Raw genomic sequence first — 18,811 nt, 5'->3', positions numbered from 1 at the left:
GTTAAGAAATTAGATAACTTATCGATGATTTAATTCAGTCCAACGATTTTTACTGATGATTCTATAAGTTACAGGTACGCAAGGTTAAATAAATACATTATAATGCCGAATCCTTAGGGGTTTGGATTCATTATGACCATCAGCGCTTGGTATTTGCCGTCGTTTGTTTCTTTATTTCTTTATGGTGTTTGGGGATACTGGGGCGCAAAAGCATCCAGTCTGATTCAACCGCTTTCTACCGTTTTTTATTCAAGCCTTGGTGTGTTAGTGGCTGGGTTCATTGCCTTATTTCTTTTAGGGTTTAAGCCTGAGCTTTCTATGAAAGGAGGTGCTTACGGTTTGCTGAATGGTCTGGCCAATGGCATTGGTTGTATTTTTTTTATTATTGCCTTGCGCAAAGGGCCAGCGATGCCTGTTATCTTAATTACATCCATGTATCCTTTTATTACGTTATTATTTTGCGTTCTTTTCTTAAAACAGGGCGTCACCTGGAAACAAGGCATTGGTATGCTGTTTGCCATTATGGCTTTGATTTTTTTGTCTTTGGAATAGACATTTGCTAGCTAATGACGGGTTGAGAAGTCAATTTCATTTCTGCCCCGAGGATTTTCCGCTGCAAAATTGGATTTAAGATATTAAGTTCCTGTTCTTCTGTCCTGATGAGTTTTGCAAGCGTGGCTAAATGAATTCTAGTTTTGTTAGCTTGCTCATTTAACTGGTGGATACTTGCAGAAATACGTTGCATCTCATCATGATACGCAGCCATGGGAGAATAGCTCAGTAAAGAAATTCGAATAAGATAATTGTCAACAGATCGGTCCTCAAGGCTATCAGCCAGTGCTTGCTTTCTTGCTTCTTCCTGCTCAATAATTTCTTGTTCTCTAGCTTTAAGACTTGTCAATTGTGATTCTTTGTCAAGCAGTTGAGCTGTGCATTGCTGCAATGACGTTTCTGTCAATTGTTGACGTCTAGATAACTTTGTCAGGGTGAGATTGTATTGTGTTTTTAACAATTCTAATTGTTCTAGTGAAGACTCATTTAAAGCATTTTTTATTTCCAGGGGAGATTTGCCTAGAAAAAAAGCCATATTGTTCTCCAAGAACCAAAAATGATTTTATTAATCTAGCTTATTGTGTGCTGCATCACCAGATTTTTGATAAAAAATATTAGAAAATTTTAAGCATAGACATCATACATTTTTTCTGTGCAGAAAAATGACTGCAATAGCTAATCGATAGTCCAAGTCAGAGTTGCTGTAGCATAATAATTTGTTTTACTTTGATTACCATTCCATTGTTGGAGCAGCGGGAAGGCAATACCAGCTTGGATAATTAAAGTCTGAGTGGAGTACCATAAAGAAGGTGTGATATTGACGATGTTGCCACCTGAATTTGGATCTTTTTTCCAAATAATTTGTTTTTTCAGAATAAACACCATCCAATTCCAGCAGGCCTGCCCATATAAAACGATCGCGCTGGCTTTGAAAGTTTTTTCCTATTCCGAATTGATACAGATATTGGGAACCCATAAGAGTATGATCTTTGACAGCAAACCAATTAATGCCGGGAGACACAAACCATGACCAATCGATAAATATCTGATTATAAGTACCGCCTATGAAAAAATTGTAAGTATCGTTGCCTGTTGGAGGATTTTTAGTTGATGAACCTGTGGGGAACGTAATGGCTGTAACCATGGTTGCCTGTTGCGTTGATTTGCTGTTTGAATTGTCATAAAAAGCATACTCTCCTTGCAAACTTACGTCTGAGAGGCCTGAAGAGTGATTAGATCCTGTGGTGTATTTGACAGCTACAGGAAGTGTGAAAAAGATAGAAGCTGTATCGCTTAGGCCATATAAAAAAGAAGTGCTGAGTGCTAAAAAAGAACTATTGGTTTGGTATAAGTAGCTAGGATCAAAATCAATTTGAATCTGATTCTTCCCAATAATATTTTGTCCAAATGAAAGAAATGGCCCTGGTTGTTGAGGAGCTGGCAAGGCAAAGTTGCCCTCAGCAGGGGGCTGATTATTGGATAGTATAGTATCACAAAATCCCATTGCTGAATAAAATGAAAAAATAAAAAATAGAAGAGTTCCTTTCATAAGCAACTTTAGCATACACTTATGAGTGTACGTTATTGATTAAGGAGTGTCATAAAGGATCTGTTGACTAAACGTTAAATTGGCTCATCAAATCCTTTCATGATACTTTTCATTAAAGACTGCACAGACATCACCTTAGTAAAGTAATTTCTCATCCATGTTGCAAAAGAAGAGCTGACAAACATCATTTTTGCTAATTTGCGTGAGTCATTTTGCGCGCCTTCAACACGTGCTTTTCGGCGTTTCTCGAATAAACTTAAAGCATGAGGAATAAATTCAGTGCTGGTGCGAGATAAAACGTCGTTTAAAACAGCAGCCGATTCTAATGCCATGGAAGCTCCGACGCCTGCAGTTGGTAAAAACGCAGCAGCAGAATCACCAACCAGTACCACACGCCCCTTATGCCAGGTTGTAGCCCGCTGATCGTTTAAAGACCAAAAAAATACAGGTTCTTGATCTGGTGGTAAATCATTCAAAAAATCTGGGTGCTGCTGAAAAACTTTGGCAAATTTCTGTGAAATAAATTCTTGTCGACTTTTTTCTCCCTCCAATGCTTTTTCTGCTGTGGGAGAATCGATTGCTGCAATAAGACCTGCTTTTCCTTTAACTGGATAGGCGCCTAAAAAAGTACCTTGCCCCCAGAACTCCTGAATGGTGTTTCCCGGTAATGTTTTTCCTTGAGACCACCATACCCAACCACCCCAGCCGGTATTAAAATACTGATATTCATGACTGCTTAAAATAAAACTTCTAACTTGAGAATGGAGTCCATCTGCACCCACCACCAAGTCAAATCGAGCTTTGGTTTTATCATGAAACTGGACTTCGACCTCATGTTCATTTTGCGTCAACGAAGATACTTCCGTATTGAAACGGATGTTTAAATCACCACAGGTTTGGCGAAGAATGTACAATAACTCATAGCGCGTAATTAATTGGTAAGGGCCATATTGTTCTACCATCGGTGTAAAAGAGAATTGTTTAAGCAGTTTATTGTCACTCGTATAGGCTGCATACGCTTGACCAGGTACTGAAACTTCAAGATATTGATCATAGCAATTTAAAGCCCGCAATACATTAGCCCCTGTTGGGTATAATCCAAGCATGTATCCCACGGCGCCAAATGATGCTGACTTTTCTATTACGGTAGGCTCCAAACCACGCTGCTTTAGCAGTGCTGCCAAACTTAAGCCGGCAATGCCCGCACCAACAATTAATACCCTCATGACCTATCTCCTGTGCAATGATTCCTTTTTATACCGTCATATTTTTCAGGTTTTTACTTGTATTAGATTAAAGCCTATTTCGTTGTTATACCCAGTTATTAATAAATGTTAGTTGTCATTAATATATGATTAAAAGAGATAAAAACAAATAAGTAGAGTTTTTAGGTGTTAGTTTTTCAGAGTTTCGGCGGCTATAGGAAGCGTATCAAACAAGCGTTCGTTGATGGTGGATTGATGATCATTTGCTAGCTTATTTTGGAAAAATTATAAACAAGGAATTAAGGAGGAAGGATGAGTTATCGTCATGACTCACTCACTATATGATCGTTCATTTTAGATTGGAATATATTGATCATTTTGTCTAGACTATTAAACATGTCATTGAAAAATAAAGCACATCGTTTATGAAAATACTAGGAGTGTTGCTTTTTTCTTTTTTGATGTGTTCCCAATTACTTGCCGAACAACTCATTGTTGCCGCCTCTCCTTTTAATCCTCCTATGGAAATGCAAGCTAGTGATAAGGGAGTTTTTGTTGGGTTTGAAATTGATATTGTCAATGAAGTCTGTCGCCGTATTAATGCGTCGTGTATTTATAAGGCGATGACATTCTCCGATATTATGGCGGCTGTTCAGGCCGGAGAAGCAGATTTAGGGATAGATGGTTTTTTCATTACCCAAGCAAGACTGCAATATTTCTTATTTAGCTTACCTTATTTGCAATCTAAAGCGCAATTACTCACAAATGCTGACTCTAATATCAATGATAATAACATCAATAAAGGGCAACGCATTGGTGTTGAAAAAGGTACTATATTTCAAGATCTGTTATTAGAAAAATACAATAATGTTCAGGTGATTACCTACGCAGAACAACAAGATATGCTACATGATTTAGAGAGTCGTAAGATTGATCTTATTATGTTTGATTATATTGACGCTTCCTATTGGGTCGAGAATAACCCCCAAAATCTTAAATATGTTGGAGCTCCTATCCCAGTTGGTCTTGGTTATGGGATCTTGGCAAACATCAACAATGCCCAACTCATCATTCGAATCAATAAGGCCTTGATTGATATGGAAAATGATGGAACATACTTATCTATTTATAATCGATATTTTTAAATAATGACAAAATCAATTTTTTAATTCAAAACCCACCGTGCTTGAGTTAGATGCAGGCCATGAATAGAAATACACAGCTATTTTGAGCCCCATATTGGTAATAGAAATGCAGTAATTAATGGTGTGATAAACATCCTGGATAAGATTTACGCCTCAGTTATCAATTGGCACCTCCATGCTCAAGGATTCAGGCATAGCGGATTTTTTCTCCATCAATTAGACAAATTTTCTGAATATATTGCGCAATATCAATATGAAGAAGATACCCCGAAAACCTTCATGACCCACATCATTTAGTATAAATAAATTTATTTATTATTTAATCAACAAGAACAAAATAAAAACAAAACCCATAGTTAGTCTATAATTGTTCATATAGTTTAATTATGGAGCATAATTATGCCCGAGCCTACTTCAGGATCATCAACCAAAACAATTAGTGAGGGATTAACGGCGGGTAGTACTGAACACAGTGCAGCAACTTCTGCTGGGGCTGGTGGCCAGGCAAGACCACATAGTGATATATGCCGATGCACCATGTGCATGAAAAGTAAATTAGATGATGAGGTAGCTGCCAGTCACGAACATGCATTAAAATCGACGATGGTGGATAGAAGAAATCCTGATAACCCCATTAGACCTTTAATGAAAGCAATGGAAGCTCATGCGATCCTTAGGGCAGGGACACAAGTTGATTTATTAGCAGTAACTGGGCTGCAAGCGGATGATTTGCCCATCAGCTATGATGCTGAACCCGTAGAGCCAGAAGAATTAATTGTTGAGGCAACCTGGAAACATCGCTCCGTAGAAGCAGCAAGAAGTGGCAGGGATGCCAGCGTATTTGGTGGGTTAGGGGTATTGTTAATTCCTAAGGATATAAAACTTGTCGATATTCCTAAAATGAATGCGCTTGCTGTTCCACCATCTTTCTTAAAGCATTATGGAGCAGAGCTGATTTCTCTAAAAGAACCTGTGACCATCGACCCCGTTGCTCATAAAGAATTGGAAGAGCTTTATTTGGTGCAATATGATTTTGATAAAGATTATATTGAGCAATACGTAATGAATATAGCAGGGGGAGGTGGTTTGTTTGTTGAAACCCATCCATTTGCTCATGTGTTTACACCCTTATCCCGCGATTGTAGTGGCGCACTGATTCTTGGAGTTAATTTAGGGGATGGTCGCTTTAGTTTTGCGGCATTTCAAATTCCTTTTGGATTTACCATGAAAATAGGGGCGAATGTCATTCATGGAGATTCATTTTTTGTGGGACCTTATGCCATTGCATTAACTGAGACGGATTTGGCCGATTCTGTCTTATTTAAACAAGAAACACCAGAACGAGGCATCCAACGGGTGAGCCAAAGAGCTGTTGCACCCGCACAATTGCCCATTTTAGCTGAATATCGGTTAGCAAGAACCATTAATAATCTGATGATGATTGATAAAATACGTCATGAAGGCGCGGCTGGCAAAGGCTTAAGTTTCTTCCAGCAATTGCCAACAGAAGTTTTAACACGAGTCAGTGATCTCTCTGAGGAAGCAGAAGAAGCTTATGAGGAACGATTAAAGATGCTAGGGCGATAAACAGGCAGAGTATTCAATCTATGGTTTATTAATGTGGTTTGAATTGCATAGCACAGGCTTTAAAAAACAGGTTGTTTATTTAGTGGTTCATCGTGTGCATTAACGATGCACTTCTTGAACAACCTATGTTTATAAGGTATTCAACCGTCTAAACACAGACTTATCCACAGATTTTGTGGATAAGATGCTTTTTTTCCATAAAACGATCCATTTGGTGTATAATATGTAAACACTTTTGTAAGGTAAATAGTCTTATGTTTTCTCATACTATCTTAGGCAAGATGGCCGAAATGTTTTCAGCTTCGGCTCCCCATGGGCTTTGTTATGGCGGAGTGGGGATGTGGATGAATGCCATGTTTGCTCGTGATTTATCCTCTTTTGAGGCTCGACTTATTACCTTAAGTACCTACTTTCATTCACCTACAGCACTGATTGAAGGCATTACGGCAGTACGTACCAAGGTAAAAAATGGTATGCCAATCACTGAGAAAGAATACCAACTGCTTGAGATAGAAGCATTTTTTCAAATGCAGAAAATGCTGCTAACGTCTCATTCCGACATTAGTCTGGTTGGGGAGGTTGCAATAAGTCAAATGGATATGGCAGCCAAACTGAAACTTTTTTCTGATTTTAGCGGCGAACGAAATCCTGCAGTGACTCGAATCCATGGGGTTACGCGGGCGTTTGCTCCAGCAACCTTAAATGATTATTTAATCAGGTTAACGCCCATTTTGGAGAAAGCGCAAGAATCGGGCAAACCATATCCTCTCATGTTGAATGCGAATGGCCATGGTGTTGGCTTTCATTATGATCAAGCACATAAAACCTGGACTCTCTTTGATTTGAATTTATTGAGTGCGGATAATCCTACGGGTCAATTATCTGGACTTTCTGTCGATGAATTAACGAATAAGTTATTCGAAGTTGCGGATTTTTATAAATCTCAAGGATTTTTAATAGCAGGCATTCAGGTTATTGGCGAAGAAAACATTGAATTAAGCAAAGCATTGGTTGAACTAGACGCGACCATCCCTGTGCAATCACTGCATTTTTTAATTAAGGATGGGGAAGGGAAATCATTATTAGAGTGCGCAAGAATAAACGCAGATAACATACCGCCCCCGAACGAGTTTGAGGATGAGCGTATAGAGCGCCTCATTCTGGCCATACAAGTGAATGATGCAGATGTGGTTGTTTCGCAATTAAGCAGGTTTACTGCAGAGGAGCAATGGGCGCTCATTAACAATCCGTTTTTCGAATATCTATTGTATCAAAACGCGACTCTAACTTGTTTGCAATATTTTCTTCCTGAGGATTTGGATGATGAGCTAGGCCAGGAGCAACTGCTCAAAGCCTTAGAAAAAGCGGTAAATGCTGATAGGGATGATCTTGTTTATGAAATAGTGAGTAAACTGAATGAACATGCCGTCGGACGTCTCGAGTTTCTGCTTGCTTTAAACGCGGCCATGAGTGCCAAAGGGAACTCAGCACTCATATTACTGCAAAAGCTGGAGCAAGAGTTCTATAGCTATAGGGCGGAAACTTGGCTGACTTTATTAAAAAACGCATTCTACAATGGTGCTTTGCATAATGTGCAAGCCATGGCTAAAGAACCAGAACGATTGTTTTTTAAGGATGGTGCTGGATTTAATGCGCTTCATTTGGCGATTCGTCATGGTAACGAGGAGATGGTTGAATGGGTGTTATCACAAATGGCCATACGCCCAAAAGAACTGGTGACAAAAGCATTTGAGAGAACAGCGTATGGTTTAAATGCATTTGATTATGCCAGGCTTTATGGTGAAGAATCTTTACAGAAAAAAATACTTGCTTCTGTAACCAGCGCCTTCCAGACGCTTACTCCAACAGAGCGTGCCAATATTCCAGATTTCGAATCTCAAATCATTTTCCCACCGAACGGTATTCAACGAATTTGGTCCAATCTTATTAATAAATTAAGTCAATGGTTTTGGTCATGTGTGCATTACATAGCGGATGGATTTAATAGAATTAAAAATGCTATGGTATCCATCATGAAATGTGCTTCTTTACCAGAAGAAGAGCTTATGCCTGGGTCAACCACCGCAAAAATATCACTGACTCTGGCGCAAGGGGATAGGCAGACAGCAACCACTGCTTTGAAAACTTCAGGCTTTGTACAACAAGAATTAGGAGTCCCAATCCCGCATTCCGAAGTATTGTTCAAGGCAATGACTTTTGAAACAAAAACACAAGAATCAGAATCTCCCCATCATGATAGTAGGCCTGGGTTTTGAGGCTGACCTGGAATGAGTTATGATAGGAACATTCGTTTATTGGCCGATACCATGCAACCTATCCAAGATATATATCAACTTATTTTAGAGTTAAACAAGCTTAAACTTGTTTTTCGAAATACAACAACTCATTCTGATAGAAAAGAAAGTACTGCTGAACATTCGTGGTCAGTCAGCATGATCACGATGATGCTTATGGGGGAACTTAAAAAAGAGTTTGCTGACATTAATGAATTAAAAGCCATTAAGTTGTCACTCATTCACGATGTTGTGGAAATTTACGCTGGGGATGTCATTGCTTTTGATACGAAAGCACGGCAAGAAAAAGAAAAAATTGAAGCGGAAGCATTGGAAAGGCTTGCTGATATTTATCCGCCATTTGGGCAACATTTGCGGGAGTTATGGCATGAATTTGAGCAGGGTGAAAGTCTTGAAGCAAAAATTGCAAAAGCTGCCGATGCCATTTGCCCTATCTTTCAGCGACTTAAAGCAAAGCAGTCTTATATTCCATTTAATATTACAATCGCCGATCTGGAAAAAGTAAAATATCCGCGTTTTGCATTCAGTAAAACCTTTTTAGCCTTGTATCAGCAATTAAAAGTTGATTTACTGGATAAAACATTGATAGTAAATTCTTAGTTTATCTAAAAAATAGACGCGGGTGGGTTAACGTTTAAGGCTGTTATTGTATGTATGCATTGCAAGAAATAGATGCGTTGGAACTGTTTGTTTTAATGGATAATGTCTCTGATCCGTTTACCAAAAGCTCGACAGGCATTCATTGGAATGAATCACAATATCGACCAGATAGGCCATGAATCTTCTTAATTCACTGTCTCATAGGTGGGTTTCATTTGGCAGGTGAGGAGTTTGTTAACCGCGTTCATTCAACGTTGGTGGATTTAAAGATAATAAACCCTGACTATGTGATTACCGGGCATTGTACTGGCAGGAAAACCCAGGCAGAACTATCCAATGTATTTCATGAGCGTCATATTCCTTATGGGGTTGGCGCTGCCTTCAAACTTTAGTGTAATAAGGTGATTTATGAATCATACTGAAAAATTATTTTCTTATGGCACACTGCAATATGAGACCGTCCAGTTTGCTAATTTTGGACGTAAATTGGTAGGCCAAGTAGACCGTTTATCAGGATTTAAGTTGTCCAGCGTTGAAATTACCGATGCGAATATGATTGCTGCAAGCGAAGAAAAAGTATATCCCATTGTTTCTTACACAGGGTTATTGTCTGATGAAGTCTGTGGCATGGTATTTGACATAAGTTTGAATGAGTTAGAACAAGCAGATGCTTATGAGGGCAAAGATTATAAACGCATTCAAGTCCAACTGGCATCAGGAGTTAAAGCCTGGGTTTACGTGGATGCAAGACAAGAAGGAAGTATAAATGCATAAATTGTTTGCTCTTGCTTTATTGACTATCAGTATAAACACAGCTGCTTATGCGATCACATCACAAGAGTACTCCCAGTTATTTAAAAACTATGATGCTTGTTTCATTCTTTATAATATGAATGAGCACAAGATCGTTAGTCAATATAATCCAAATCATCGTTGTAGCGAGCGCATTGCCCCAGATTCTACGTTTAAAATTCCTTTGTCGCTGATGGCATTTAATCAGGGCATCATCAATCAAAATACCGTGTTTAAATGGCAGGGAGAGCAGGGGGTTTTAGCAGAGCATGAGCAGGATCAAACGCCCGGAAGCTGGCTTAAATATTCTGTGGTTTGGGTTTCACAACAAATCACTCCACAATTAGGTTATGCACGTACCAAACATTATTTGGCAGGCTTTGATTATGGCAACCAGGATTTTAGTGGCGATCCCGGTAAAAACAATGGACTGAGATATGCCTGGTTATCAAGTAGTTTAAAGATATCAGCCATGGAGCAGCTTAATTTCTTAAAAGCCATGTTGAGTTATGAATTGCCAGTGACCAAGGAAGCCATAGAAAATACTAAAACAAACTTATATCTTGGAAAACTTGATAATGGGGCTGACTATTATGGTAAAACGGGTTCTGGGCGGCATGGACAGAATGAAAGGGAAGTAAATCCAAGTGCGTTACGTGATGGCTGGTTTGTGGGCTTTGTTGAGCAGGGTTCCCAACGATATATTTTTGTAAGCAATTTGACTGATAAAACTGCGCCAAAATCTACAGACAAAACCTTTGGCAGTCAACTTTTAAAGCCAATCACAATGAAACTATTAAATGATTATTTCTCTTCAAAAAACCATTCATCAAATTCAAGGAATGAAAGCAGGGGATAGGGAAAAATTATACTTTGATTATATTTTTCGTGCAGGGCACGGAAATCCATCTTTCAAACGCAGCCCTAAAAACGCGACTTGACATTAAATTTGTGTTAAAATTGTTCCATTATATTATATATGATTCAAAATGTCATTTTTTGCATCATTAAGAGGCATTTTAAATGATTCCTGCAAAAGAAGAGGCTGAGCTATTTCGCTATCGTGCGTCTAAAGCAGATATCGAACTACTGATTGCTGATAAAAAAGAAAAACGCGATATTAATTGTCATGTTATTGTAGGTAATGATCCTTGCTCATTGTCTGATTTTTTAGATAATCTCAGCAAAAATGGCCAAAAGCGTACGCAATTGATATTCAAAATTGCTAGCGGGGAGCATTGGTCGGTCATGGACATACAACGAGACAAAACAGGTCGATTAAGCATTTTTTTCTTGATGCCATTGGTCATGAACATAATTTAAAACCGCTCTTAAACTATAGCAAAGGGAAAAAGATTAAAGTCATTACTTCCATGGGAGAATTACAAAAAGATAGTTCCAGTTGTAGCATCTTTTGTATTGATCAGGCATTTCATATGTCTAAAATAGTTGATCTACATGCGCAACTTGCACAAGTAAAAAACAAGATCCAAAGCATAAAGCAAGACTTCATGTAGATCCCTTTGATTTACCTCCAGTCTTAGTAAAAAATGTGCAATCAGTATCATTCATAGGAAAATATCTAACAAAACATCCCGAGTATGAACACCTAATCATCAATAAAAAAGGACAAACCTTAAGAGAATATGCTGCATCGCATTACGTTACAACTGCCGATGGCACAATAGCAGGTGCCATTCAATATAAACAACAACGCTATAGAACCCGGGTAAATAAAAGCAAAGGATATCCAGAAGACCCTCATTATAAAGAAAAACTAGCAGCGCAGGCTCAAAATACGATTGCGCAAGCAATCAAGAAGATTGATCATCTTAATGTCGATTTTGATCCTTCTCAGTCTTTACAGGAAATCCATTCAGCATTATTGCTGCAATTAAAAAAATAAGGGATTCTCGTCCCTTAAAAGACGCCTACACTGTTTTAAATTTAAAAAAGCCACCGCAAGCACTGCAAGAGGTCATCGCTAAAAAACAGGAGCAAATTGATCGTTTACTTTTTCTTTCTGAAATGAAGTTTGATAAGCATCTTGTAATTTTTATCGCAAAAAACGATGAAATGATGGAAAAAGCAAAAAAAATCCTGACTACGAAAAAGCCACACAGACAACAACCGTGTTTTGTGAAGCTTTGGTAGCTGCCATGAACAAGTTTTTGCATGCTAGAGCAGAGCAACCGTTCAAAGAAAATCTATATGACGATTGTAAAATGGCCATTAGAAATGCAAGTAAAATCCTGCATAAACATCGGGAATGGATTGGTGCCATTAAAAAGTTTTTGATTGATATTGCTGCTTTTCTGACACTGGGATTCAGTGATGGTAAATTAGGCATATTTGCGAAAACAGATTCCGGCCAAAAACTGGATGCCTTTGAAGTAGACGTTGTAAATCAATTAAATGCAACGGGATGATGTTTGACGTAAATATACTCTATACTTCCTCTCTAATTCTGTCATTTTGTATGTCTTTTATTGAGTTACATTCCAATAAAATAAAATCACAAAGAGCCTCTACCTTATGAGTAACGTGCGGAGAAACTTCTATTACAGCAGGAGCTTGAATAAATTCACTATATTTCTCAGTTGTTCCGATTTTCCTATAAGAAAATGTAATATCTCCTGATAGCAAGACAAACACTTTCGGATTTGTCGCGGTATTTTTTCCTTCATGATAAGTGTTTCCAGAGACGGATTTTTCTTTTCGAGTAAGAAATACAAACTCAGCTTGTTTTCTTGGAAGGGAAAACTCAGCCGTCAAGCCACGCTCATCATGTCCTACAACATCAAATTTTTTTATTCGAACAAGCTCTTTATTAGACATCCTATTTTCTCCTTATATTATTTTTTAGTAAATTTTTTGATATTTTATGGATTAAATTTTTGAAATTTTGCTTATAGCATCAATGGCTTCATCAATGGTTAAGACAAAACTTACAAGATTTGCGTGGCCTGGTGCAGCAAATTTTTCTTCGATGACATTATGCACGAGAGCTTTGAGTGGATCCCAATATCCTATTGTATTGATGATAATGATGGGTTTATCATGCAACTGTAATTGGCGCCAAGTCAAGGTTTCAAACAGCTCATCTAACGTTCCAAATCCACCTGGCAAAATAATAAAAGCGTCTGCAAGTTCAGACATTTTACGTTTGCGCGTATGCATCGAATCGACAATTTGAATATCTGATAAAGCAGGATGAGCCCCTTCAAGCTCGGTGAGTAATGCCGGAATAATCCCTGTGACATAGCCTCCATTGGCTAAGGCATGATCTGCGAGAATGCCCATAAGCCCCAAACGCACTCCCCCATAAACAATATTAAAACCGGACTTGGCTAGTAGCTCGCCTGTTCGTGCTGCAACTTCTTTATAAGGAGCATCCGCCTGATTTGAGGCACCACAATAAACACCAACTGTTTTTATTGCTGGCATGATTATTCCTTTTTATTAGACTTATACCTATAAGTATAATATCTATCTTGATAAACAAAATCTTGAAAAAACTTATGATAAGACCACCCCTCTGTATGCAAAGGGGCTGAACCAAATGTTACCCCTTCTTCATTGTCTGTATAAAGCCTATACCATCTTTTGCTTATCACCTTCATAGACTAATTATCTTAAATAGGAGTGATTTCATGCACGCATTCTGGAGTATTATTATGCACAAAATATCTTCCTACTTTTAAAAAAATGCAATGAAATTAATCTATGTTTTACCATTTGGTTTTTGGTGTTTTCAAGCAATAGCTTTACATAGCACAATGCTTGATCCTTTAGGAAAAATTCGTGAAATCTATTATGTAAATCAAGATGGTTATGCTGTAGTGGAAGACGATATCATTTTAAAATTTACCTAACCTGCATGCATCTATTATTCCTAACGTAGGCGGTACTCGCTGGCCAGAAGGGAAAGTACCATTCAAAATTGCTAGTAATCTACCAAAAACAAGTTTAATTGCATTCAAAGAAGCGATTGCTCTTTGGCAAGAAAAAACTCATATTCAATTCATTGAGATTACTTCTGATGATATTGACCAGTATCCAGACTACCTTTTGATTCAGCCCGCTGAAGGGACTATCTGCGAGTCAGAAGTAGGCAAAAAATATGGGGAGCAGCCTCTGTGAGATTATCCACACATTGCAATACCATGAGCATTGTACACGAATTGGGCCATGCATTAGGCTTATGGCATGAGCAATCACGTCACGATAAAGATCAATACATTCAAGTAGTCTGGGAAAATATTAAAGATGGGCACGCATTTAACTTCACTCAACACTTAACTGATGGAGAAGATTATGGGCCTTATAATTATGATTCTATTATGCATTATTCTGCTTATGCATTTTCTAAAAATGGTGAAAAAACAATGATTCCTCTTCAAGAAAACATTTCCATAGGTCAAAGGAATCATCTAAGTCAGGGTGATATTGATGCAGTTAATGGAATGTATCCTTAATAATCAGCAGTTATATTTGTTGGAAAAAACCAAATCATACCTACCCATATGAGTATCATCGTGCCATTTCAATTTCTTTTCTTTGCGCTTCTTTCTAGCTGTTATTTCCAAGCTCTTCCTCAAGAAAGGGGTAGGGTACAAGTCCCTGCTGGCTTGAATAACTTTAAGGAGATGAAAGCCCTAAACGCTTCGAGTTACAATTTCAATTTTATTGAGAAGTGATTACAGTGGCCATTAAGTCTGATTATTTTGATAATCAGACTTAATCTATAAAGTGTAGTCAATGTAGTCAACGTTAAATAACTGGCATATATTTGCCCATTAACGTTGGAGCTATACTTATGAAAGTACAAAAAATAAAACTAAATAATTATGATTACACCTGGCTAGTTCTAGACAATAATTATTTACCCAATTCTATATAATCGGGACTTAGTAGTTAATAATAGGGATTTAACTAGCTTTCTAACCGCTCGTTAAAAATTGCTACAACTTTAACTCAGATTTTACAGTGTTTGGGGGGGCACTACAGGGCGTTATATTTTTACAGAGCGTAATTCACTTAGGTTGCAAAAAAAATAGGAGTCATTTAACTATTCTTCCTCCGGCTTATAAGAGCAATGAAACTTTAGCCAGAGGGAAAGCTCTTTTGTCGTTACCAATCCATTGGCTAATAAAACAATCATATCTGATGCGCGATCGTTTTGAACATTGAGCTCCATTTCGTTTAACAAAAGAAAAATTATCATGCTGCCAAGAGCAGTTCTTTTGTTTGCACTATTAAAACATTGTTGACATGCTAAACACTCGGCATATAAAGCGGCAATATCAAATATTCCGGTCACACCATTATAATGAACGTGATTTGTTATTCGATTTAGAGTTGCTTCTAGAGACTTGTCTTTAGCAAGACCCGTTGGTTCATCCGGATAGTGCTTGAGAATAACCTCATTTAAAGTGATGATATCTTGTAGATTTAGATATGTTAACTCCTTCATCTTTTTGATAAATCATCAAAGGCAGATTTATATTTTGCTAAAACTTTTTCAGTGACCTCTCTCACTTGTTGTCTAGTTGCAAAATGTCTGTCTTTCAATTGATTTTTTTTGTCATCAAATTGATTAGGGCTTTTGTCAGTGTGTTTCATTTAAATCTCCGTCCTGTCATATAACCAAGTATAGCCTTTTTAAATTAATACAATATTAACTTTTGCCTGCTAGAATAATAATCACCAAATCTATGACTTATACCGGCAACTCAATCTTATACTTTTTAGGTTATTTTGTCTTTATCAACTATCCTTTCAATAATCTTTCTTTATATTCTAACTCAGATTTTTGATCCTATATAAGGCCATGATACATTGATAGTAACCCCAGTAATGGGTTTTAAATTTCAAAATGAATTATTTTTCAAATTGTTATTGAATTTTCAGGTAGGAAAAGTAGCTGGAACAACGTACTATCGCAATTTTTTCCCGTCTAAAGGATATTGTGATATGGACATGCACCAGCTGGTTGATATTTTCTGTGAAGTAGATGATTTTTGCAATGAGTTAGATAAACACTGCCAAAATTACATGCTATCAGGTCCAACAAAAAGTAATCGTGGCCCCACCTGTGATTTGTCGATTAGTGAAATTATGACTATTTTAGTCATGTTTCAAATGTCTGGATTTAGGGACTTCAAAAATTTCTACACGGGTTTCCTTAGCTTCTATCATAAAAGCTATTTTCCGAATTTGCCTTGCTATGGACGTTTTGTTCGAGCTATTTTTCCATTAACAATTTTCACGCAATTAAAGGCTGGAAAACAAACAGGTATTTACTATATTGACTCGAGTTGTTTGCCTGTTTGTCATATAAAACGCTCAAAAAGGCACAAAACATTTGATTTAGTTGCTGCATATGGGAAGACTTCTGCGGGTTGGTTTTTCGGTCTCAAGTTGCATATTGTGACCAATGATCATGGAGAATTATTGGCTTTTAAAATCACAAGAGGTAATAAAAGTGACAGCCAAGAGGCTGTGCCTTTATTAAAGTCTCTTAAGGGTCTTGCCTTTGGCGATAAGGGTTATATTGGTAAAAAATATTTGAGGAACTGCTTAACGGTGGTTTGAAACTGATCACAAGAAAACGTAAAATATGAAGGATAAGCAGCTTTTATCATGCTATGAAAAACAGCTCCTGAATCAGCGTGGTATTATTGAAACTGTAATCGGCCACCTTAAACATTGTTATCAAGTTTGGCATACAAGACATCGCTCTATCATAAACGCAATGACTCATTTGGTAGCTGCCTTGGCTGCTTATGCAATCGAACCCTTAAAGCTCTCTGCAATTAAATTGCTTGCAAATTGTGCATAGAAAAACCCATTACTGGGGTTAAATTAAAATTATACCGCCAATTCTAATGCTTTTATTTCAAAGGGCGAAACTCGTGATCTTGTCTATAATTACTCTACACAAAGAACTAATGTTACTAGAAAATAATCTGCAATGAAGTAAACATCTGATTAGAAGCATTTGGAGGCTATGATGGGCAGCGATACGAATGTTCAGAAATATGCAAACAATATTAGGCACATAATAAAAGAATGTTCTGAATATAAAGAGCATATTGATAAAGCTCTTTTGACCCATCTTAATGTAAAAGGGGAGATAGACCAAAAGAGACTCGAGCTCCTTGGTAGTTCTACCAATAATAACATTAAACAACTGCTCGAAAAGAGGCGCATTCTAATACAATTAATAAACGCTATTCCCAATGAAGATGATAAGACAGAGGAGGATAAGCTTGAGAAACTTAAGCAGTTTCAATCCATCCTGGAATCGAACAAAAATACTCTTGAGAAAAGTCGTGATACTTATTTTGTTCGATTCATTAAAGCAATTGCATTTTCATTCTCATGTGCATTTTTTTGGATAGCCCCTCCTCTACTTGGGAGTGGTGATATCCTCAGGTATAAAAATAAACGTGCCATTACTATACCTGGAGATTTATATAATCGCCTATATACAGTTGAAGGACAATTTTTCTTCGAACAAGTCAATACGAGGACGTCCTATGAACTAGATATTACTTCTTGGATAATAAAAAAAATAAAATCCTATTGAAACTAAATGATAGAAAACTTTCTTTTATCATGATTCTTCCAAATGGAAGATATGCTTACGGTGATGTTGAAGGGATAGATCTTCCCAACTCCTTAACTAATGAATTTATACGATCAACAGGCGAAAAAATTAAAAATCAAATCTTGAGTACAATTAGTGAGCAGACTAAATTCCTTATTTTACCCGAGGAAACATCTAGTGAGCAGCCAGTCGCTCTAGAGAGAGGTAAGAAACATAAAAAATAATTCACCTCCTAGATTTAAAATCAAGAAATCTAAATACAGACTGCTAAATCATCAGAGAAAAAAGTCAATTGAAAGTAAAAAATTATCTGCGTAAATTTTAGATCTACTTGGCCTCAGCGCAGCGGTCTTAATGTCGGGCCAAATAAAATATATAATTTCATACTTTTGAAGAGTAAAAATTTTTTATCATCTGGATGACTCGATCAATATCTTCGTGTGTTACATCAAGATGCGTGACCAATCTGATTAAATTCTTATTATTAGGTTGCTTGGGGAAAAGAATTCCTTGTTGATGCAAATATGTTTGTAAATCTGTGTAATGATTAGGAGTTTTGATAAAAAGAATATTTGTTTGCAACGAGTCTTTATCAACTTCAATGGCATGAATCGTAGTCAGGCTTTCAGCAAGCCATGCGGCATTGTCGTGATCCTGTTTTAAACGTGCAATATTGTTTTCCAAAGCATAAATACCTGCTGCGGCCATGATACCTGCTTGACGCATGCCTCCACCCAGAACTTTTCGCCAGCGCCGCGCTTTTTTAATAAAGTCTTTTGTTCCACATAATACAGAGCCAACAGGTGCACCTAATCCTTTTGATAAACAGATGGAAATGGAATCAAAATACTGACTGATTACCCGTAATTCGACATTGAGTTTAACTGCGGCATTAAAAACTCTTGCACCATCCAAATGACTAGCTAACCCGTGGGATTGACAAAACTGGGCTGCATTTTTTAGATAGTCAAGCGGCAGCACCTTGCCGGCTATTGTATTCTCAAGACAAAGCAATTTGCTTCGTGCATGATGATCATCAATAGGTTTAATAGCGAGCTTGACTTTATCCAAAGCGAGGCTGCCATCTTTTTCAAAATCAAGCGGTTGTGGTTGTACGCTGCCTAATACCGCTGCCCCACCCCCCTCCCATAAATAAGTATGGGCGGTTTGTCCAACAATGTATTCATCTCCCCGTTCGCAATGCGCCATAATTCCAAGCAAATTAGATTGGGTGCCGCTGGGTGCAAAAATAGCCGCTTCCATTCCAGCGCGTTCAGCAAGCATTGCTTCAAGTGTTTGAACGGTTGGATCTTCTCCAAAGACATCGTCACCTACTTTGGCACGCATCATGGCATCCAGCATGCATTGGCTGGGCCTGGTCACTGTGTCACTACGTAAGTCTATGATTTTCATTTTTTGCAATTGGTTTGAAAACGCAAGATAATAACAAA

The 18,811-nt window shown here is 37.6% G+C and carries 25 protein-coding genes and 1 pseudogene; 18 read left to right on the top strand and 8 right to left on the bottom strand.

What is annotated here, in order from left to right; all coding sequences use genetic code 11:
* The first annotated feature begins 132 nt into the window (after positions 1–132).
* Positions 133–552, top strand: a complete 420-nt coding sequence (locus tag LOA_RS07150) for an EamA family transporter (RefSeq protein ID WP_025385738.1) — start codon at positions 133–135, stop codon at positions 550–552.
* Positions 553–559: 7 nt separating this feature from the next.
* On the opposite strand, the gene LOA_RS07145 is transcribed toward LOA_RS07150, so the two are convergent.
* The 3 genes from LOA_RS07145 to LOA_RS07135 all read right to left on the bottom strand — a co-directional run bounded on the left by LOA_RS07145 (position 560) and on the right by LOA_RS07135 (position 3,327).
* Positions 560–1,087, bottom strand: a complete 528-nt coding sequence (locus LOA_RS07145; RefSeq protein WP_025385737.1) for a hypothetical protein — start codon at positions 1,085–1,087, stop codon at positions 560–562.
* A 195-nt stretch (positions 1,088–1,282) separates the two neighbouring features.
* Positions 1,283–2,101, bottom strand: coding sequence for a hypothetical protein (locus LOA_RS07140; RefSeq protein ID WP_052335919.1), 819 nt, complete (start codon positions 2,099–2,101; stop codon positions 1,283–1,285).
* 74 nt (positions 2,102–2,175) lie between these two features.
* The gene (locus LOA_RS07135) at positions 2,176–3,327 is read right to left on the bottom strand and encodes an FAD-dependent oxidoreductase (RefSeq protein WP_025385736.1); all 1,152 of its coding nucleotides are present in this window, start codon (positions 3,325–3,327) and stop codon (positions 2,176–2,178) included.
* A gap of 404 nt (positions 3,328–3,731) precedes the next feature.
* On the opposite strand from LOA_RS07135, the gene LOA_RS07130 reads away from it, so the two are divergent.
* From LOA_RS07130 to LOA_RS07090, 11 genes and pseudogenes are all read left to right on the top strand, one after another.
* Complete coding sequence (locus LOA_RS07130) at positions 3,732–4,451, top strand: transporter substrate-binding domain-containing protein (protein ID WP_025385735.1); 720 nt, start codon at positions 3,732–3,734, stop codon at positions 4,449–4,451.
* A gap of 399 nt (positions 4,452–4,850) precedes the next feature.
* The gene (locus LOA_RS07125; RefSeq protein WP_025385734.1) at positions 4,851–6,038 is read left to right on the top strand and encodes a hypothetical protein; all 1,188 of its coding nucleotides are present in this window, start codon (positions 4,851–4,853) and stop codon (positions 6,036–6,038) included.
* A gap of 254 nt (positions 6,039–6,292) precedes the next feature.
* Positions 6,293–8,314 (top strand): ankyrin repeat domain-containing protein, encoded by a 2,022-nt coding sequence (locus LOA_RS07120; RefSeq protein ID WP_147370112.1) that lies wholly within the window; start codon positions 6,293–6,295, stop codon positions 8,312–8,314.
* 12 nt (positions 8,315–8,326) lie between these two features.
* Positions 8,327–8,953: an HD domain-containing protein gene (locus LOA_RS07115; RefSeq protein ID WP_081724974.1), complete on the top strand. Its 627-nt coding sequence runs from the start codon at positions 8,327–8,329 to the stop codon at positions 8,951–8,953.
* 50 nt (positions 8,954–9,003) lie between these two features.
* Positions 9,004–9,132, top strand: coding sequence for a hypothetical protein (locus LOA_RS15830; RefSeq protein WP_272946924.1), 129 nt, complete (start codon positions 9,004–9,006; stop codon positions 9,130–9,132).
* A 36-nt stretch (positions 9,133–9,168) separates the two neighbouring features.
* Positions 9,169–9,345, top strand: a complete 177-nt coding sequence (locus LOA_RS14710) for a hypothetical protein (RefSeq protein WP_156411357.1) — start codon at positions 9,169–9,171, stop codon at positions 9,343–9,345.
* A gap of 16 nt (positions 9,346–9,361) precedes the next feature.
* Positions 9,362–9,727, top strand: a complete 366-nt coding sequence (locus tag LOA_RS07110) for a gamma-glutamylcyclotransferase family protein (protein WP_025385731.1) — start codon at positions 9,362–9,364, stop codon at positions 9,725–9,727.
* Positions 9,720–10,604: a penicillin-binding transpeptidase domain-containing protein gene (locus LOA_RS07105; RefSeq protein ID WP_025385730.1), complete on the top strand. Its 885-nt coding sequence runs from the start codon at positions 9,720–9,722 to the stop codon at positions 10,602–10,604. The genes LOA_RS07110 and LOA_RS07105 overlap by 8 nt, the downstream gene beginning before the upstream one ends.
* A gap of 164 nt (positions 10,605–10,768) precedes the next feature.
* Entirely contained in the window at positions 10,769–11,068 is a 300-nt protein-coding gene (locus LOA_RS07100; RefSeq protein WP_025385729.1) for a hypothetical protein, read from the top strand.
* Positions 11,069–11,246: 178 nt separating this feature from the next.
* Positions 11,247–11,651 (top strand): annotated as a pseudogene (locus tag LOA_RS07095) (YopJ family acetyltransferase); the annotation flags it as partial.
* 253 nt (positions 11,652–11,904) lie between these two features.
* Positions 11,905–12,174, top strand: a complete 270-nt coding sequence (locus tag LOA_RS07090; protein ID WP_025385727.1) for a hypothetical protein — start codon at positions 11,905–11,907, stop codon at positions 12,172–12,174.
* A 19-nt stretch (positions 12,175–12,193) separates the two neighbouring features.
* Here LOA_RS07090 and LOA_RS07085 read toward each other — a convergent pair whose 3' ends face one another.
* Both LOA_RS07085 and LOA_RS07080 read right to left on the bottom strand, forming a co-directional pair.
* Positions 12,194–12,583, bottom strand: coding sequence for a polysaccharide biosynthesis C-terminal domain-containing protein (locus tag LOA_RS07085; protein WP_025385726.1), 390 nt, complete (start codon positions 12,581–12,583; stop codon positions 12,194–12,196).
* Positions 12,584–12,634: 51 nt separating this feature from the next.
* Positions 12,635–13,192, bottom strand: coding sequence for an LOG family protein (locus LOA_RS07080; RefSeq protein WP_025385725.1), 558 nt, complete (start codon positions 13,190–13,192; stop codon positions 12,635–12,637).
* A 429-nt stretch (positions 13,193–13,621) separates the two neighbouring features.
* Here LOA_RS07080 and LOA_RS16220 point away from each other — a divergent pair, with 429 nt between their 5' ends.
* Both LOA_RS16220 and LOA_RS14480 read left to right on the top strand, forming a co-directional pair.
* Positions 13,622–13,888, top strand: a complete 267-nt coding sequence (locus LOA_RS16220; protein ID WP_118996693.1) for a M12 family metallopeptidase — start codon at positions 13,622–13,624, stop codon at positions 13,886–13,888.
* Positions 13,885–14,223: a M12 family metallopeptidase gene (locus LOA_RS14480; RefSeq protein WP_272946925.1), complete on the top strand. Its 339-nt coding sequence runs from the start codon at positions 13,885–13,887 to the stop codon at positions 14,221–14,223. Before LOA_RS16220 ends, LOA_RS14480 begins: the two co-directional genes overlap by 4 nt.
* Positions 14,224–14,816: 593 nt before the next feature.
* On the opposite strand, the gene LOA_RS13765 is transcribed toward LOA_RS14480, so the two are convergent.
* The gene (locus LOA_RS13765) at positions 14,817–15,221 is read right to left on the bottom strand and encodes a type II toxin-antitoxin system death-on-curing family toxin (RefSeq protein ID WP_025385724.1); all 405 of its coding nucleotides are present in this window, start codon (positions 15,219–15,221) and stop codon (positions 14,817–14,819) included.
* Positions 15,218–15,370 (bottom strand): hypothetical protein, encoded by a 153-nt coding sequence (locus LOA_RS14705; protein ID WP_155831642.1) that lies wholly within the window; start codon positions 15,368–15,370, stop codon positions 15,218–15,220. Before LOA_RS14705 ends, LOA_RS13765 begins: the two co-directional genes overlap by 4 nt.
* A gap of 234 nt (positions 15,371–15,604) precedes the next feature.
* On the opposite strand from LOA_RS14705, the gene LOA_RS15825 reads away from it, so the two are divergent.
* The 4 genes from LOA_RS15825 (at position 15,605) to LOA_RS07055 (ending at position 17,584) form a co-directional block, all read left to right on the top strand.
* Positions 15,605–16,342, top strand: coding sequence for an IS982 family transposase (locus LOA_RS15825; RefSeq protein ID WP_052335917.1), 738 nt, complete (start codon positions 15,605–15,607; stop codon positions 16,340–16,342).
* A 25-nt stretch (positions 16,343–16,367) separates the two neighbouring features.
* Positions 16,368–16,589 carry a transposase gene (locus LOA_RS16215; protein WP_052335916.1) on the top strand — a complete coding sequence of 74 codons (222 nt, stop codon included), beginning with the start codon at positions 16,368–16,370 and terminating at the stop codon, positions 16,587–16,589.
* A 168-nt stretch (positions 16,590–16,757) separates the two neighbouring features.
* Positions 16,758–17,339 (top strand): hypothetical protein, encoded by a 582-nt coding sequence (locus LOA_RS07060; protein ID WP_148294881.1) that lies wholly within the window; start codon positions 16,758–16,760, stop codon positions 17,337–17,339.
* Positions 17,309–17,584, top strand: coding sequence for a hypothetical protein (locus tag LOA_RS07055; protein WP_025385722.1), 276 nt, complete (start codon positions 17,309–17,311; stop codon positions 17,582–17,584). The genes LOA_RS07060 and LOA_RS07055 overlap by 31 nt, the downstream gene beginning before the upstream one ends.
* A gap of 157 nt (positions 17,585–17,741) precedes the next feature.
* On the opposite strand, the gene ltaE is transcribed toward LOA_RS07055, so the two are convergent.
* Positions 17,742–18,773 carry a low-specificity L-threonine aldolase gene (gene ltaE / locus LOA_RS07050; protein WP_081724971.1) on the bottom strand — a complete coding sequence of 344 codons (1,032 nt, stop codon included), beginning with the start codon at positions 18,771–18,773 and terminating at the stop codon, positions 17,742–17,744.
* Positions 18,774–18,811: the final 38 nt, after the last annotated feature.

This window comes from Legionella oakridgensis ATCC 33761 = DSM 21215 (assembly GCF_000512355.1).
GTDB classification, from domain to species: Bacteria; Pseudomonadota; Gammaproteobacteria; order Legionellales; family Legionellaceae; genus Legionella_A; species Legionella_A oakridgensis.
Note: the sequence above shows the minus strand (reverse complement) of the source record. Positions and strands in the feature narration are given on the sequence as shown.